16 protein-coding genes are annotated in these 17,504 nt (G+C 36.2%); 9 read left to right on the plus strand and 7 right to left on the minus strand.

The window, feature by feature from the left end:
* Nucleotides 1–9 precede the first annotated feature (9 nt).
* Together D1839_RS04935 and D1839_RS04940 are read left to right on the plus strand one after the other, a co-directional pair.
* Nucleotides 10–1,380 carry a polysaccharide pyruvyl transferase family protein gene (locus D1839_RS04935; RefSeq protein ID WP_120378930.1) on the plus strand — a complete coding sequence of 457 codons (1,371 nt, stop codon included), beginning with the start codon at nucleotides 10–12 and terminating at the stop codon, nucleotides 1,378–1,380.
* Between the two features lie 104 nt (nucleotides 1,381–1,484).
* Nucleotides 1,485–2,216, plus strand: coding sequence for a WecB/TagA/CpsF family glycosyltransferase (locus tag D1839_RS04940; protein ID WP_120378931.1), 732 nt, complete (start codon nucleotides 1,485–1,487; stop codon nucleotides 2,214–2,216).
* Nucleotides 2,217–2,237: 21 nt separating this feature from the next.
* On the opposite strand, the gene D1839_RS04945 is transcribed toward D1839_RS04940, so the two are convergent.
* Nucleotides 2,238–3,296, minus strand: coding sequence for an LCP family protein (locus tag D1839_RS04945; protein ID WP_120378932.1), 1,059 nt, complete (start codon nucleotides 3,294–3,296; stop codon nucleotides 2,238–2,240).
* A 404-nt stretch (nucleotides 3,297–3,700) separates the two neighbouring features.
* On the opposite strand from D1839_RS04945, the gene D1839_RS04950 reads away from it, so the two are divergent.
* The 4 genes from D1839_RS04950 to D1839_RS04965 all read left to right on the plus strand — a co-directional run bounded on the left by D1839_RS04950 (nucleotide 3,701) and on the right by D1839_RS04965 (nucleotide 5,593).
* Nucleotides 3,701–3,925 (plus strand): DUF1659 domain-containing protein, encoded by a 225-nt coding sequence (locus tag D1839_RS04950; RefSeq protein WP_120378933.1) that lies wholly within the window; start codon nucleotides 3,701–3,703, stop codon nucleotides 3,923–3,925.
* Between the two features lie 34 nt (nucleotides 3,926–3,959).
* Nucleotides 3,960–4,175, plus strand: a complete 216-nt coding sequence (locus tag D1839_RS04955) for a DUF2922 domain-containing protein (protein ID WP_120378934.1) — start codon at nucleotides 3,960–3,962, stop codon at nucleotides 4,173–4,175.
* Between the two features lie 372 nt (nucleotides 4,176–4,547).
* The gene (locus D1839_RS04960) at nucleotides 4,548–4,685 is read left to right on the plus strand and encodes a YvrJ family protein (RefSeq protein WP_120378935.1); all 138 of its coding nucleotides are present in this window, start codon (nucleotides 4,548–4,550) and stop codon (nucleotides 4,683–4,685) included.
* A gap of 278 nt (nucleotides 4,686–4,963) precedes the next feature.
* Nucleotides 4,964–5,593, plus strand: a complete 630-nt coding sequence (locus D1839_RS04965; RefSeq protein WP_120378936.1) for an NUDIX hydrolase — start codon at nucleotides 4,964–4,966, stop codon at nucleotides 5,591–5,593.
* A gap of 288 nt (nucleotides 5,594–5,881) precedes the next feature.
* On the opposite strand, the gene D1839_RS04970 is transcribed toward D1839_RS04965, so the two are convergent.
* The 3 genes from D1839_RS04970 to D1839_RS04980 form a co-directional block, all read right to left on the minus strand.
* Nucleotides 5,882–6,919, minus strand: coding sequence for an aldose epimerase family protein (locus tag D1839_RS04970; RefSeq protein ID WP_120378937.1), 1,038 nt, complete (start codon nucleotides 6,917–6,919; stop codon nucleotides 5,882–5,884).
* A 15-nt stretch (nucleotides 6,920–6,934) separates the two neighbouring features.
* Entirely contained in the window at nucleotides 6,935–8,443 is a 1,509-nt protein-coding gene (gene galT / locus D1839_RS04975) for a UDP-glucose--hexose-1-phosphate uridylyltransferase (RefSeq protein WP_120378938.1), read from the minus strand.
* A 76-nt stretch (nucleotides 8,444–8,519) separates the two neighbouring features.
* Nucleotides 8,520–9,701 (minus strand): galactokinase, encoded by a 1,182-nt coding sequence (locus tag D1839_RS04980; protein ID WP_120378939.1) that lies wholly within the window; start codon nucleotides 9,699–9,701, stop codon nucleotides 8,520–8,522.
* Between the two features lie 282 nt (nucleotides 9,702–9,983).
* Here D1839_RS04980 and D1839_RS04985 point away from each other — a divergent pair, with 282 nt between their 5' ends.
* Nucleotides 9,984–10,922: a DMT family transporter gene (locus tag D1839_RS04985; protein WP_120378940.1), complete on the plus strand. Its 939-nt coding sequence runs from the start codon at nucleotides 9,984–9,986 to the stop codon at nucleotides 10,920–10,922.
* A 737-nt stretch (nucleotides 10,923–11,659) separates the two neighbouring features.
* Nucleotides 11,660–12,844, plus strand: coding sequence for an ROK family transcriptional regulator (locus tag D1839_RS04990; protein ID WP_120378941.1), 1,185 nt, complete (start codon nucleotides 11,660–11,662; stop codon nucleotides 12,842–12,844).
* Nucleotides 12,845–13,433: 589 nt separating this feature from the next.
* Here D1839_RS04990 and D1839_RS04995 read toward each other — a convergent pair.
* The 3 genes from D1839_RS04995 to D1839_RS05005 form a co-directional block, all read right to left on the minus strand.
* Nucleotides 13,434–13,907, minus strand: coding sequence for a hypothetical protein (locus D1839_RS04995; RefSeq protein WP_120378942.1), 474 nt, complete (start codon nucleotides 13,905–13,907; stop codon nucleotides 13,434–13,436).
* 365 nt (nucleotides 13,908–14,272) lie between these two features.
* Nucleotides 14,273–14,650, minus strand: a complete 378-nt coding sequence (locus D1839_RS05000; protein ID WP_199689972.1) for a cupredoxin domain-containing protein — start codon at nucleotides 14,648–14,650, stop codon at nucleotides 14,273–14,275.
* A gap of 150 nt (nucleotides 14,651–14,800) precedes the next feature.
* On the minus strand, nucleotides 14,801–15,421 hold the full coding sequence (locus tag D1839_RS05005) for a class I SAM-dependent methyltransferase (RefSeq protein ID WP_120378944.1): 621 nt from the start codon (nucleotides 15,419–15,421) through the stop codon (nucleotides 14,801–14,803).
* Nucleotides 15,422–16,328: 907 nt separating this feature from the next.
* On the opposite strand from D1839_RS05005, the gene D1839_RS05010 reads away from it, so the two are divergent.
* Entirely contained in the window at nucleotides 16,329–17,456 is a 1,128-nt protein-coding gene (locus tag D1839_RS05010; protein ID WP_120378946.1) for a Gfo/Idh/MocA family protein, read from the plus strand.
* The last annotated feature ends 48 nt before the right edge of the window (nucleotides 17,457–17,504 follow it).

Below are 17,504 nucleotides of genomic sequence, written 5' to 3' on the forward strand. Positions count from 1 at the left end.
GAGGTAAACATGAGGAATTATCTTATACGTGCAGGTATGTCCCCACTAGATACTTTTGATGCACCATATGTTATGTTAAATAACGCTATCGGTGGTAATGTTGGAAACCTAATTTACCAATACAGTATATTTCGTACATTAATGACAGAAGAAACGACAGTAACTCCAAATTATTATAAAGTTTTACCTGAGGATGCTGATGAAATTAATGATAAGTATGACGGGTTAATTATACCATTTGCGGATGCATTTCGAGAAGGTTTCGCATCAGCGTTAAGGAAGTATACAAAATTAATAAAAAAACTTCGTATTCCTGTTGTTGTTATCGGTGTTGGCTTAAGAGCGCCATTTGAACCAAAACTGGATGAGGGTTTTCCATTTGATGAAGATGTAAAGGAATTTGTCCGTGCTGTATTAGAGAAATCAAATATGATTGGTGTAAGAGGAGAAATTACCGCTCGTTATTTGTCACGTTTAGGGTTCCGTGAGGGGATTGATCATATGGTAATCGGTTGCCCATCCATGTATACATTTGGAAGACAGTTAAATATAAGGGATACAAGCATTACAAAAGAATCGATGGTTTGTGTAAACTCCTCTCGCTTGTCTCCAAAACATGTGTTGAAATTTATTGCTAAAGGTATGGAGGAATATCAAAATCATTACTTTATTCCACAATGGATGAAAGAATTAAGGCTTACTTATATGGGTACTCCCCCAATTGCTAAGGAAAGCAAATATTATCCAGTGAAAATGTCAGATCCCGTGTATATGGCAAATCGGGTTCGTTTCTTTTTAAATGTTCCTACATGGCTCGATTTTATGCGACAAGCTGATTTAGCTTTTGGAGCCAGATTACATGGAAATATATCTGCTACGATAGCTGGCACTCCAAGTTTAATCATCCCAAAAGATGCAAGAATGAGAGAATTAGTGGAATATCATAATCTGACACATGTCCGCGCCGATGACATTAATGAAGATATGAAACTATCAGACGTTGTGGAAAATAGTGACTTTCAAGCTCCAACTAAGGTGCAGGGGAGAAATTTTGATCATTTTATTGATTTCTTAAATAAAAATGAGCTATCACATATTTATAAAGAGACAATCACGCCAACAAAAGTACCTTTAGATGATAAACTGCATGAAATAAATCATCCTTCTCCTGTATATCCAATCAGTGGTTGCGACTTAGAAGAATTGGTTAATCGGCTAGAGTCATACTATCCAAAATTAGAGAAAAAACATAATGAATCTTTAAAAGATTTAAAATCACAGCTTAATAAAAATAAAAAAACAGTTAAGAAGTTAGAGGGGACTCTAAATCGAAAATCCGCCCGCCTTGCTTTGAAGGTAGCCAATATGTTTCGCTTTTAAATAATAAATGGGATTATTTCTTGTTATAAGCCACTGTTGAAATAATATACATGCCTAGTTTCACTAGATACTAGTAGAATGCATGAGAAAGGTTGCATTAGCCTATGGTAAATAAAACTGCAGTAAACATAATGGATATTGAATTTATTAATGAAACAAAAGTCGACTTTTTAACGGAACATGTCTATCCTCGTCTTGCCAATAATGAAAAATGTTTTATCGTAACAGCTAATCCAGAGATCGTTATGAAAACAAGAGAGAACAAAGCATATAAAAATATGGTTAAGCAGGCGGATTATGTTGTACCTGATGGTGTAGGTATTGTGATGGCCTCTAAATTCCAAAAACAGCCGATAAAAGAAAGAATTCCTGGTTATGATTTAATGCTTGATTTATTGGCAACAGCTGATAAAAAATCTTACTCTTGTTATTTTCTAGGAGCAAAAGAACATGTTAATAAGAAAGTAGTCGCGAAAATTAAACAACAATATCCAAATATTATTATCGCAGGTCATCACCATGGCTATATATCGACTGATGATAAATCCATAGTAGAGCGCATAGTAATCTCTAACCCGGATTTAATTTTTGTTGCATTAGGTTCTCCTAGCCAAGAAGAGTGGATTACAAAACATATAAATAACTTTACCAAAGGCTTGTTTATGGGTGTAGGAGGAAGTTTCGATGTTATTGCTGGAGAGGTAAAACGTGCTCCAGATGCGTGGATTAGTCTTAACCTAGAGTGGCTGTATCGTTTACTAAGACAACCTTTTCGCTGGAAACGTATATTAAAAGTAATAGAGTTTATGGCAAGGATATATTTTAAAAAAGAATAGAGAGTGACCTATGATCACTCTCTAATAACTATTTGAATCCTGTACTTCTTTATCATTGCTCTCTTGGGTGAATTCATAATTTGTTTCAGACGATGCAGGAAGATCCAAGTGCTCTCGCAACTTATTTTCAACCTCCACTCTGCTCTGTTCATTCACCTGATAATACCAAATTCCATCTGGCATTTTACCACCTTGGCCATCGATATTAATTGTATTTATAGCTAAGTTAGTATTCAACCCGTAGCTTATAAAGCTCTTCATTTCATCGAAGGTAAGGTTGGTACTCATGTTATCTCCGACTGCATTAATGAGTTCATCGAGTTTTAGGATGGAAGAGGCAGAAGCAGTTTCCTTTATAATTGTTTTAATAATTTCCTGTTGCCGTTTTCCTCTCTCAAAATCATTATCGTATTTTCTTGTCCGTGCTAAAGCTAAAGCTTCTTCACCGTTTAAATTTTGGTAACCTGGCATTAAATGTATAGCGTCTTTATTATCATTTGAATCAAGTTCGCTCATTTCAAAAGGTACATCATATTGAATACCACCAATTGTATCAACAATTTCAATAAATGCTTCAAAATTTAACCGAACATAGTAATCAACTGGAACATTTAAAAAACTTTCAACTGTATCGATGGTTTTGCTGGGGCCGCCATAGGCATGTGCATGATTAATTTTTGTATATCCGTAATCCGGAACGTTGACATAAGAATCTCTCGGAATGCTTAAAATGTTCACATCTTTTTCTTGTTTATTAAAGGTTGCAAGCATTAATGCGTCGGACCTGCCGCTGCCTTCATTACGTGCTTCACTATCATCTACCCCAATAATAAGTACAGAGACATTGTCATCTATTGGTGTAACTGATTCATCTCTTAAAGCGGATTTTTCTCCATCTCTACCAACTTTTTCAAATGATTTATTTGCTGCTTCTTGAGCTGTGTTATAGACATGGGCACCGTAGGAAACGGTTGCTACTAGTAAAAGGCTTAAGGGAATGATTAAAAAAAACAAAAGTTTCTTTTTACTTCTTCTTTTTCGTTTTTTTATTCGAGATATATTTTCACGGTTTTTCGACATAATTACACCTCATTATACATACTACTTTTTATTTTACTACTATATGTAGCTAACGTAAATTACATTTAGGTTACATTATTGTAAGGTACATAACTAATTTATCCCGTATATCAGGTGCTGTACGACTCCCAGGAGTTAGATATCTGTACTGCAACAAGCCTAAGTGGATGATAACAATACCTAAATACGATTCGTTCAGAGGTCTTTATGGCATACCATTATGGTACTAACAGAGTGGATGATTTCAAAACCCTCACTGATGGAAGGTTCACTTTATAATAATCTGCTGCTTTTTACATTATTTTATTAAATAGTATTTAAAATATCCGTCTTGTTAGAAATTTATGTTCATTTTGCCACTTCTCCATCCTCTCCATCGAATTTAGATGTAAGGAGGTGATACCATGGTAAATTCAACGTTAACCGATTCGTCGCTACGATTAGAATTTGGCAAAAGCACGGAGGAAGGTTCAGAAAAACAACTTATAGTATCGAAAAGTTTTCATAATGTGAAAACAACTGCAACATCTGATCAGTTATATGCAATTGCTCAAGCGGTTGCCAGTTTACAGAAACTTCCACTGTTGACCATCGAGCGTAAAGATAGCTCGAAAATTGTCGAGGCATAGTGGAGAATGATATGGAAGAGAGGGAGGAAAAGACATGAAAAAACTAGAATTAAAATTTACGAACCAAGAAGGGAAAATAGTCACTTATTCCATTGATCAGCCAGTGGAACCAGCTGATGCTGCAGCTATTAATGCTGTAATGGATGAAATTATCGTGCAGAATGCTTTCACCTCTAACGGTGGAGAGTTGGTCGCAAAATCGAGCGCAAGAATCGTAGAAAGAATGGTTGAGGAGATTGAAATACAGTAATTCTTTGTTTGTATAGAGATGACCAGTAGCGATGCTACTGGTCGCTTGTATTATGATTTCAGTGCTTTGGGTTTGTGGCAACTGTTAAATGATTGCCAATACAGTGTATAAGCAGAAAGGCATGAGGGAGGCTCATTCATTCAAATTGGTTATTCGAGCAACGCCTCTTGAATTGGTGATAAGGGCTTTTCATGTTAAGCTTCTTTAGCCTATAAAGTAAGAGGAAGCGGATTAAGAAACGCCTTATTTCCTGCATGTGATGCTTGCAAATGTTTGTTTCACATGGGTACCAGTTACTTTAGATGATTTAAATGGATCATTCGTTCTATGGGCTATAAGTGACAATTTAGTTGATAAAAGGAGGCGCGGTATATGGATACGTGGATTTCATTTATAACAGAGGTAGGATTCCCTGTTGCAGTAACATTTTATCTGCTTCACCGTATTGAAGAAAAGCTGAATGTCTTAATCGCATCCATTTATGAATTGCCTGGTAACATGAAGCGATAAAGGGAGAGAATTTGCATGCCTGCTTTATAGACCAATATGCACGTGTATATATTTACTCATTTCCCGGGAAATATCGACATATCCATTAAAGTCTGTATTTAAAAAGTTGATAAAAAGAAACAATAAATTTAAACGGGCGTATATTTTTCAGAAGGGGTTTGGAGTTGAATATAAAAACATCTTTATATCATAATATTACAAAAATCTGTGTTTATTTCATCTTCCTGATAGAGTGATATATAATGAAGATGAGTGGGTAGCATGTTGGGGGTGAAAGAATGAAAACATCAGAAATTGTTAGTCGGTTACAAAATCGGCAACCGACAATTTTAGGACGGGAGAATTTTCGCGAATTTGGTATTCTCATTCCGATGATAGAGATAGAAGATGAAACCCATTTGCTTTTTGAAGTTCGTTCAAAGCATATGCGCAGTCAACCGGGAGATATTTGTTTTCCAGGTGGAAGAGTGGATGAAAGCGACAAAAGTGAATTGCATTGTGCATTACGTGAAACCTCAGAAGAACTGGGCGTAAACCAAGAAAACATTCGTAACATTATCCCTTTGGATTATATTGTATCTGATTTTGGAAGGATTATCTTTCCGTTTACTGGTACCCTTCATAACCCTGAGAGAATTGTCCCTAATCCTGCAGAAGTTGAAGAAGTATTCATGGTTCCATTACGTTTTTTTCTGGAGACAAAACCAAAAGTGTATCAGGTGAATTTTAAAGTTATACCAGAACAGGATTTCCCATATGAGGATATACAAGGTGGAAGGGCTTATGATTGGAATGCTCGGGGAATGAATGAACTGTTCTATTATTATCAAGATAAAGTAATATGGGGATTAACCGCAAAAATTATAGCCCATTTTGTAGCTTTGTTGCAAAAGAAGAAAAAAAATTAACGTCTTTATTTATCCCATATATAAGGTACTGTAAGACTTGCGCTTTAGGAGTTGGGTATCTCAGTACTGCAACAAGTCTAAGTGGGAGATACCAACTCCCAAATGCCTATTTCGTAAGAGTAAATTGGTTTCTTTTATTGTATAGCAAAAAGCAACTATTTATAACAAAGTATTCAGACCAATTACGCATGGGCACTCTCAAGCATAATTGGTCTGTTTTGCGTATAAATTTTTGTTGGAAATTAGTTTAGTTTTCGTAGTTGGAATTGCGGCAGGTCATTTACAAATTTATCCCTCAAACCCAAAGCAAAAAGCTGTTCTTTGCTGATATGCTTCTCCGGGTGCTAAAATAATGCTTGGCAAGTGTTTGTGTACAAGTGAAGCTGGTGTACCCTGTGTTTCTATACATACTCCTTGATAACGTAAAAAGGGTGTTTGCGTGTGCTCGTTTTTTTCATGTAGATAATTACCGGTGTATAATACCATTCCTGGTTGAGTGGTTTTTACGGTAAGTGTTCTCCCCGTTTCTTTATCATATAAACATACTTGCTCATCTTTTCCTTTATCGAAACAAAAATAGTGATCATATCCTTGACCAACAATGATATTCTGTTCGAGCTTTGAGTAAATACCATCATGGAATTGCCGTTCTAATTGAAAGTCAAACGGAGTATGTGCGGTTGCAAATTGTTTACCTGTTGGAATCAGTGCTTTGTTTAACTCTAAGCAAGTACTGCTGGCAATTTTAGCGTAATGCTGTTTAATCGTCTGTTTCTTGCTTCCTCGTAAGTTAAAATAGCTATGATTCGTCAAGGCGATTGGAGTCGTCTTATCTGTAATCGCAGCATAGTCTATGATAAACTCATTATCATTTGTTAGAATATAGGTAACCGTTACATCTACGTTCCCTGGATAGCCATTATCCCCATCATGACTTGTATAGGTAAGAATAGCACGGACATCATTTTCTGTTTGTGCTGTAGTAACATGCCACCGCACATGACTGAAGCCATTTATTCCACCATGTAAGTGATGACGCCCTTCATTTGCAGTGACCTGATAGGGTGTTTCATTTATTGAAAAAGTAGCGTTAGCTATTCTGCCAGCGACTCTCCCTATTAAAGCTCCCATATAGAATGGATTGGATTCGTATTCTTCATAGCTATTATACTGTAATACGATATTATCCATCTGACCCTGTTTATCAGGTACGATAATTTCAGTAATTGTTCCACCGTAGTCGAGAAAACTAACTTGCATGTTTTGGTTGTTCATTAATGTTCGTAAAGTCCATTTGCCATGAACGATCTGTTCTAGTATTTCCATCTGCTATTCACTCCGTTACGAATTAAGTTCTTTAATAAACCGTTGGAACGCTAACATGCCAGTCTCTGTTTGTTTGAAAACACCAGCATCTTCTAAAGCGCTAATAAATTTTTTCCCCACTTCATTCCGAACGATCGTATCAACATGCTCCTGTATTTGAGAGTAATGATAGGAATTTTTTATTTCATTTGCCCAGTCATGGTGATAGTTAGCTAGATGATCTTCACCATTTAATAAGAACTGTTTTAGTTCATGTAGCTCAGTTTTCAATCTTGCTGGCAAAACCGCAAGACCCATCACTTCAATTAGCCCAATATTTTCCCTTTTAATATGTTGTACATCCATATGGGGATGGAAAATCCCTGTTGGGTAGTCGGGTGTTGTGCGATTATTTCTCAATACGAGATCTAATTCAAACATGCTCTCTCGTATCCGTGCTATTGGCGTAATGGTGTTATGGGGCACATTGTCTGTAAAGGAAATAATTCCTACAGCATCATCCGTATAGTTCTTCCAAACGTTTAAAATATGTGTTGCAGTCTGAATAAGTTCCTTTTTTTGTTCACTGCGTAAACGGATGACAGATAATGGCCATTTTAAAATCGACCCTTCGACACTAGGGAATCCATTCATTGCAAATGAAAAAGCTGGATGAGCGTTGGTCATGGGAAAATGATGTCTGCCAGCTTGATAATGGTCATGGCTTAAAATCGACCCGCCAACAATGGGCAAATCAGCATTAGAACCAATGAAATAATGCGGGAATTTTTCTACAAATGCTAGCAATCTAGCGAATGTATCGCTTTCAATTTTCATTTCTCGATGTTCTTTAGATAATAATATACTATGCTCATTGTAATAAACATACGGTGAGTACTGCAGATACCAGCTTTCGTCTAATAAAGGAACATGAATGACGCGATGATTTGCCCTCGCTGGGTATCCCGTGCGTCCTACGTAGCCTTCATTTTCTCTACATAGCACACACTTTGGGTAATTTGTCGTTTGCTTTAATTCCCGCTCTCGTTTTATTTGTTCAGGGTCTTTTTCTGGTTTTGACAAATTAATCGTTATTTCTATATCTCCGTACGCTGACGTCGCTGTAAAATAGATATTCTTCTGAATGCGTTTTACTTGAATATAATTAGAATGATTACTTAATTGATAAAAATAGTCTGTGGCTGCTTTAGGTGACGCTGCATATTTTTTATAAAATGTATCATGTATCGTTGAAGGCTTATCCAGAAAGCAATTCATGATTTTAGCTGCCAATATTTCTTTGTCATCAAAGACATCTTCAATAATTTGTTGCTCCAGCGCCCACGTAATGATCTGTTCTAATAGATCAGGAATCGTATCATCCGCTGAAAGGTAATCACCGCTATTGATATGATCCGGCATAGATTCAAGTTTTAATAACGACATAATTTGATTTTGTACATAGATGGTGTCCAGTTGTTCCATTAACTTTTTGTTTATAGCTTGTTGGATAAGCTTTTTCAACAGCACATAAATGTTCGGCATGTTCGTTCTTCCTTTCCAAAGAGTGAATAAGCTCCATATTTAAAGATTTTTTTAGGCAAACATCAAAAGGCTGTTATTATTTAGGAGCTTCTACCAATGACCTGGCTCCATCAACAATAGCTGCTGTATAGAAAGAAGCGTCATAACCAATGGATCGTTTGTAGATATCGTTTACATTTTTTTTAAATGCTTTTACCTTTTCTTTAGCAACGATGGCGATAGCACAGCCTCCAAACCCTGCCCCTGTCATCCGGGCACCAAGTACGCCTTCCTGTTTCAAAGCAGTGTGTACGATTGTGTCCAATTCTTTTCCGGTTACTTCATAATCCTGTTGCAATGATTGGTGGGATTCATTCATAAGCTTGCCAAATGCCGATAAGTTTCCGTTCTTTAGCTCATTACTGGCGTGTAACGTCCGTTCATTTTCTGAAATAACATGTTTGGCTCGTTTTCGTATAGTGTCATTTTTAATGACATGTTGATAAGAGTTAAATTGCTCTAATGATACATCACTCAGGCTTTTAATAGGCAACACAGTTTGTAATGTTGCTAAAGCTGTTTTACATTCATTGAATCGTTCATTGTATTTTGATTCAGCTAATGTTCGCTGCTTATTGGAGTGGATAATAACGATCTCAAAACCTTGTAGATGAATAGGGACATACTCGTAATCATTTGTTTTGCAGTTTAAAAGGATGGCGTGCTCCTGTCTTCCTAAACCAATGGCAAATTGATCCATAATCCCGCTGTTCACACGAATGTACTGATTTTCCACTTGCTGCCCCAGTTTTATTAAGGAGAGACGTGGTAAGTTGAATGAAAACAGCTCTTCCATTAAAATTCCTGTTACTAATTCAATGGAAGCAGAAGATGATAAGCCTGCTTGATTAGGGATATTTCCATAAAATAAAATGTCAGCCCCTGTTTGGATCGGATAAGTCCTATTTTTAATCGCCTCTATCATCCCTTTTGGGTAGTTAGCCCAGCCATCCTCTTTCTGAAATGATAAGTCGCTTAGGTCGCATTCGATGATTCCGGTTTCAGGGAAGTTCAGAGAAAAAAAGCGCAATGTATGATCTGTCCTTTTTACACCAAGTGCATAGGTTCCATAGGAAATCGTCGCTGGTAAAACATGGCCACCGTTGTAATCCGTATGTTCGCCAATTAAGTTAATTCTCCCTGGCGCAAAGCAGATAGAAGGCTCAGCTAAATTATTAAACATAGTTTTAAATTTTGCTTGTAAATTTTTTAAGTTCATTTTATATCCTCCTTGAATGTGACTTTTGGTCATAGTGGTTATCAGTTAACTTAATTAAATTAATTAATTAATTAAGTTAACTGTACAATAAAACAATATATTTGACAAGAGCTTACTTACATTTCAATATAAGATATTGTATCTAGGTATCTTTATCTGTAATACTAAAGATGAAAAAGGTTTTTGTGTCGCTAATTTTAACAAATAAAGTGATGAAAACTGCTAGAATGGATGGAGAAAATAGTCATATTATAAATAGCGGTTTAATAGGAGCTGAATTTTGTGAAACAAGTTTTTGAGAAAAAATGGGTAGTTGTGAGTATCGCTATTTTTTGTTCAATTTTATGGGGAAGCGCATTTCCTGTTGTGAAAGTAAGCTATACGGAGCTGCAAATGGAAGCTGATGATACCATTGCGAAAATTGTGTTTGCAGGAATGCGCTTCTTATTAGCAGGGTTAATGATCTTAATTGGTCTTTTATTTGTAGATCGAAAGCGATTAGTTGTTACCAAACGGCAAATGTTATTTTTAACGATATTTGGTTTCATTCAAACAGGATTGCAATACTTCTTTTTTTATAATGGTTTAGCGAAGGTTTCAGGTATGCAGGGATCTATATTGGTTTCTAGCGGTACGTTTTTTACGGTTGTGTTAGCACACTTTTTCTATAGTAATGATCGGATGAACTGGAAAAAAGGAATTGGATTAGTCGCTGGTTTTGCAGGAATTATTGTCGCCAATTGGGGGCAAGAGTTACAGCTTAGCTTCCAGTTTACTGGGGAAGGATATATGATTTTGGCAGCATTAACGGGAGCGATCGGAACGATCATGGCAAAGGAATTAGCTGTGGGCATCCATCCCTTTGCGATAACAGGTTGGCAATTAACGATTGGAGCTAGTCTTATGTTGATCTTCGGCGTCCCACAATTGGAAAGTAATGCGATGACTTTTACACCTTTAGGGTTTGGTTTATTCGTTTACTCTGCAGTGTTATCCGCAGCTGCATTTGCTTTGTGGTATTCCATATTAAAATATAACAAAGCAGGGGAGATCAGCATGTATAAATTTATCACTCCTGTTTCTGGTGCCATTTTATCAGCGATCTTTATACCAGCTGAGAAACTGAATCTGTACATTATTGGGGCTTTGGGGCTAGTTGCTGTTGGCATCATTGCTGTAAATTATAAAGGAAAAGGCACTACTAAACAAAAACTGACATAATGGTGGAATTAGCATTTAAACAGTAAAACGTATTCGTAGAAGTGCTTATTTCTGCCATTAAAAATATTCTGTTATTAGTTTCCTTATGTATGAATACTTGGAAATTGCTGTTGCCAACTTGGTGCTTGCTAAGTCTTCTTTTTTAAAAAAGAATAAGAAAGCTTTGTTGCTTTGAGATAACGAAATGACGGAACAACCACGCCCGGTTTTCAACAATTAGGTCACTTCACGAATCGCCCTACGATACGTCACCATTGATTGTAGCTAAGAGGAAAGCTGACTAAATACGGGCTTGCTGCTCAAGCGCCGGTATCCCCCTTAGTTATAGGGCATGGTTCTCTTATCTCAATTGATTCGTTCCAATTGCTCCGTCTCTAAACGGGCGCCTGCGATTTTGTTCATTTTTTATGGAATGGTATAATAATGTACAGTAGCGTATAAAAAGTCAGAGAAATAAGACAACGTTCTATTGTACCCCTAACTTCTCTATTTGTTGTCACGTACGTTATTAGCAGTAGAAGTGTCTATCTATTTGATACAAATTAAAGAGATAGGGAGCATATTTAAACATAAGTCACATATATGTAAGAGATATCGTAGGGTATACCAATGTAGGTACTAGAGATGTAGGTACTAGAGAGGATAAGAATCTTCATAGGTAATCTCGTTATATTTAAATAAAGGATTATAAGCATAATGTTTTTTACATTGATAACGAATAATTTTTGGAGGTTGCTATGCAACGGGGAACATTTCAGCTGATGAAATCAGTGAATAGATCAATTATTTTAAATAAAATTAGAACGTGCGAGCCTATTTCGCGAGCGCAAATTGCTAAAGAGACGGAATTGACTCCACCAACTGTCAGTAGCATTGTAAAAGAATTATTAGAACAGAATATGGTTTATGAAAGCAATAGTGGACAATCAATGGGTGGGCGGAGACCAACTATGTTGAAGATTAATAAAACAGCTTTTTATCTCATTGGGGTAGATGCCGGTCCTGAAAAGGTAGAAACTATTGTTGCTGATTTAGGTGGTAAAATTATAGAACGGGTGTCTTTTCCATTGGAAACCCCGATTTCCAACACTTCCTTCGTGGATGTTATGAAGCAGAGTATCTATCAAGTTTTACAAAATGCTTCGCTTCAAATTGGCGACACGATGGGAATTGGGATAGCTATGCACGGAGTTGTAGAAGTAAAAACAGGTACATCTTTGTACGCTCCAAATTTGCAGTTAACTAATGTCCCGATTAAAGAAGAGTTAGAAAAGGAGTTTCATGTTACCACAAGAGTGGAAAATGACGCTCGTGCCATGGCTTTAGGTGAGGCGTGGTTCGGTGGGCATGGAGAATGGGGTAGCATGGTAGCAGTTAACTTAGGACGTGGTGTAGGTGCTGGGATTGTAACCGATGGAAAACTGTTTCATGGGGCAGAAGATATTGCTGGTGAAATAGGTCACATGACCATTGATATAAATGGGGATGTCTGCGAATGCGGGAACCGTGGTTGTTTACAAACGTTTGCTACAGGTCCAGCAATCGCAAAACGCGCTCGCCAAAAATTATCTGCACGAGGAGAAGATATTGGTTCTAAATTAACAGGAGAAATCGTTTTTGAACTTGCAAAAGCAGGAAACTCATTATATATAGATGTATTGAAAGAAACGGGGTATATAATCGGTGTTGGTTTAACCAATGTCGTTCATATCGTAAACCCTAAAAAAATTGTGTTAGGCGGAGGGGTTATGAATAGTGAGGAGTTTCTTTTGCCTGTCATTCGGAAGACGATAAAAAATAATGCTTTAACAAAGAAAGCAAAAAATACAGAAGTAATGGTAACCAAACTTGGAAAGGATGCAACGGTGTTAGGCGCTGTGTCGTTATTGTTCGTGGAAATATTTGATTCGGTATTGGGATAGATTATTTAGTGTATAAGTTCCTGTAAGATTTCCGCTTGGATAATCTGTATTCCAAATAACAAGTGGGAGATGACAGTTCCTAGATAAGATCATATCTTGTCTATGGTTGCTCATTATTAGTGTGGGATGAAGAATCCCGTTGGAAGGATTTCTTTGTTTGCGAAGTTTTTTAGGGATGATGACATAGCCTGCAAATATAAGGGAGAAACTAGTCAAAGCTCCTTGCTGGTTTTTTATGAAGTAAAAAGTTGTGCATCAAAACGAAAAAGCCGTATGCGGCAGCGGATAAGTCGTAGATCAAAGTAAAAATACTGCGTATTCCATTAGCTCCTGGATAGCTACAGTCTAACTTACACTTATACGATTTGTGTGAAAAAACAAGTGAAGAGCGATATCCTTTATATGACGAGTAGAACAGAAGAATAAAAAATCCCCATTGATAAAAAATATTACATCAAAGGGGGAATAAATTTGAAATTTAAACATAATTGGCGAGGCATTAAACGATGAAAGAATAAGGAGTAGAAAAAGTTTTGTTGATAGAGGAGGTATGTGGAATTTTTTGAAAAAAACAAGAAGAGTGTGGTGCTTATTCCATGCCCGCTTTTTTTAGTTGATATATTTCTTTTTTATTTGACCACACATCGTCGCGCAGTACAGAAAAGTTCAAATGCATGTTACTCAATTCTTTCTTTACATAGCCAAATTCTTTCGCATTTTCTATGCGCATTCCGTCTACTTCTGCTTTTAAATATTCTTGCCCAGAACGAAGTGCCGTAAGAAGGTCTTTATGTTCATCCAGTCTCTGCTCAATAGTAGTGATTTTTTGCCCTTGTTCATCCAGTCTTTGCTCAATAGTAGTGATTTTTTGCCCTTGTTCATCCAGTTTTTGCTCTTGCTGATTAAACCTTGTTTCTAGAGTGTCGAATCTTTGCTCTAAGGAATCGAATCTTTGCTCTAGAGTATCGAACCTTTTTTCTAGCGAGCCTATTTTTTCTCCTTGTGCTTGCACGTCTGTAGAGATTTGCTCTAGCATGCTAATTATTTTTTCTTCCATTTGCACTTGCCTAACTACCTCCTTTCTGCAACATAATATGATTATACCATAATCAAGTGAAATTTGTAGAATCAAAAAGGACAAAAACATTGGATTAAATACACCCTGTTTTTTGTTGTCATCTCGATGGAAACAACGGATTTTGTTGATTTAGTAGGAAGTGATGGGAGGTAATACACAGTTTGCTTTGTTGTTTGTGGACCGTATTTTGGGTATAGCTCATTTATTGTTGCAAGATGATGAGAAGCGTATTTAAAGACAATAAAACGCTTGTATCATAAAAGTACCCCCACCGAAAGTCAACCATTTTTATTTAACTTTTTAAGGGTAGCCATTAATTTGAACAAGCGTTTTTATTTTACATTATTAGATTACTGGACAATGAGGGTTGATTTCATATCATTATGTCCTTCTCCACATGGGATATTGCAGTAGATTGTATATTCTCCAGGTTCACTGGCGGTGAATGTTGCTTCTCCATCGCCTTGTATGGACACATCCAGTTCATCAATCTCAATTCCGTGTTGTCCTTCTTCGTTTGATAGTTTCACCGTAACTTCTTCTCCTGCTGTGATATTATATTCTTCTTGATCAAATGCAAAATTTGTTGCCGATATGTCCAGTTGGGTAGTATTACTTGGTTCAGACTTGGAGCCTTTTTCATTTCCTTCTTCTGCTTTCTCGCTTCCACAAGCAGCTAGGACTGCAAGGAATAAAACGCACACGGAAAGTAACCATCTTTTTTTCAAAACAAGATCCCCCTTCATTTTATTTTGCCTCAATAAGAAGGATAAATAAAATTCATCCATTTTGTGTGTAAATAAAATGACAAATTGATGAACAAAGAACAACAGGGAGTAACAACTTTGTCAGACTAATGTTTAATAAATGTCAGATATTCAAATATGATCTTTATTTGGCGAGATGACTAGTTTTTTAACGATGTCAGACATAAGCAACTCTTGCTGGTTTATTTTTAGACCTGCGTTTTGAATATTATCGTTTGTTCTACGGTTAATATTTGCGCCTACAATATGAAGTCCAATTGGGTTCAAAACATCCATGATTTTCCCTATAACTGGATGTTCGCTGCGCATATGCTCGAGCATTAGAATCTTACCAGTTGGTTTTGTTACTCGTTTTATTTCTTTCAGTCCTTGGACTGGATCTGGCACTGAACAAAATACGCAAGTGGAAACGACCGTATCAAATGTATTGTCGGGGAAATCTAATTTTTGTGCATCCATCTCTAGTAATTGAACAGATCTTGCAAGCAGTTCTGCCTTTTCCCTAGCTCGTTTTAACATGCCAGGACTAAAATCAATCCCTATTACTTCAGTTTTGTTGGGATAATATTCTAGGTTTTTACCAGTGCCAACACCAACTTCAAGCACTTTTCCTTCAGCTTGTTGAATAAGTTCTTTTCTCCAATCGTTTTTTATCATGTTATCCATCATGTCAAAAACACCCGATATGCGGTTATATCTTCGTTTAATGGTGTTAGTTTTTTTATCATTCATGTGAAGTGCAACTCCTTTCTTTCCGTATGTATGCGATTTGTTAAATCAATGGTTGAAGAGAACAACATAAAATAATTCGCTTATGCCTAAAAGAGTAACGATGGATATAATAGATACCCATCCATTTCTTACAGCAAAATATTAGCGTAAGTTTTACTTCTGCGCCTTTTCTTTAATTACATGTTAAGACAAGCAACTACCTAATTGGAGTTATAAGCATGAAACATGAAGGGGAATTGTGGATTTCGTTCTAGATGTGAAGGATGTGCTTGCAAAAGAATAAAAAACTCCGCTAAATGAAGGTTCTATTTCATGATACCCTTTATAGATGAAGAAATCGTGAAGAATGTATGATGATTCTATGAAGGATAAGTAGATGTTTCTTAAAAAGGATACTTTTAATTATTTTTAATAGGATAAGAAAGTACATAGAGGGAGTTCTATGTGGGTTTGTTTACTTATTCATAATTTTTTTGGAAACCATCAAATAGTTGGGGTTAGTTTTATCGATGGAATAGCTAAAGCAAATGCTTGGTGTGAAAAAATAACTTACCTATTACTACTTAGAACAAGTCAAATAAGATGGGTAATTAGCTTAGCTTTTAAACAACAATTTTTAACTTTATAACCATCTCTTTTACCTAACCAACCCTCTACCTTTCCAAAGCTGTAGCTGAGACAGGAACTTTTTTAGCTACCCAACTCTCCTAGCACTAGAAAAGGGAACAGTAGTTTAGGATAACTAGATGTTTTAACAAATTAAATTTTTCAGAATTTTTATAGACATTTTGGTATTGTTTGTGGTAATATTATGTTTAGTAAAAATTTAATAAATATTTACTAAAAACAGTTGGCTTTACTGCGGGCAGAACAAGCTTAATTATTTGGTAGTAAGGAGATATAGACAATGAAACAATTGAGAATTGGGATTATTGGGGTTGGAGCTAGAAGCATTTTGGCTAAATACTGGCATAAACCAGATGGTAATTCTATTGTTAACGCTGCTGCTGACATATCACAGCACTCTTTAGAAAGATTTAAAGAAGAAATAAATGAAAGCGCATTTATTACGACAGACTATCAGGAATTACTAGCTAGGAGGGATGTTGATGCGGTAGCAGTGTTAACACCAGATTATCTCCATGAAGAGCATACAATTGCAGCACTTAAGGCTGGGAAACATGTTTATTGTGAAAAACCACTAGCGATTACTCCTGAGGGATGCGATCGCATAATAGAGCAAGGAAATCATTCTAAAACTCATTTAATGATTGGTTTTAACATGAGGTATATGCCGATGTATCAAACAATAAAGGAAATTATTAAATCCGGTTTGGTTGGTGACATAAAGGCTGTGTGGGTGAGACACTTTGTTGGTTTTGGTGGAATGTTTTATTTTCACGATTGGCATGGTAAATCTGAGAAAACAACATCTTTACTCTTACAGAAAGCATCCCATGATATAGATGTTATTCACTGGTTAACAGATAGTTATACTACAAAAGTATCTGGTTTTGGAAGTTTGGACTATTATGGTGGAGATAAGCCAAATACTCTTACTTGTCCAGATTGTGAATTGAAAGCAACCTGTCCAGAAGCAAGTACAACTCAGCTAAATCAATGTGCCTTTCGAAAAGAAATTGATATAGAAGATAATAGCATGATCATCATGGAGTTGGAAAATGGAGTTAAAGCTTCCTATATGCAATGCCATTTTACGCCTGATTATTCTCGAAATTACACTCTAATTGGCACAAAAGGCAGGATAGAAAATGATGATATTAATGATAAGGTTTATGTAAAAACTAGAAAATCAGGTTCATGGCAGGAAATGAGTAATATAACCTATGATATTAAAAAATTACCTGGTACACATAGTGGGGCTGATCCACGAATCTGTAATGATTTTGTATCACTCATCTTGGAAAATAAGCAACCTTTAACATCACCTTTTGCTGCCAGAATGAGTGTTGCTGTAGGTTATGCAGCAACACAATCAATTCGTTCAGGAGGAGAGGTTATAGCAATTAAATAAACCAATTTGGATTAGTAAATATTTTAGTATCATAATTTGAATTAGTGG

It is taken from the genome of Roseburia sp. 1XD42-34, assembly GCF_009917385.1.
Lineage (GTDB): Bacteria > Bacillota > Bacilli > Bacillales > Amphibacillaceae > Virgibacillus.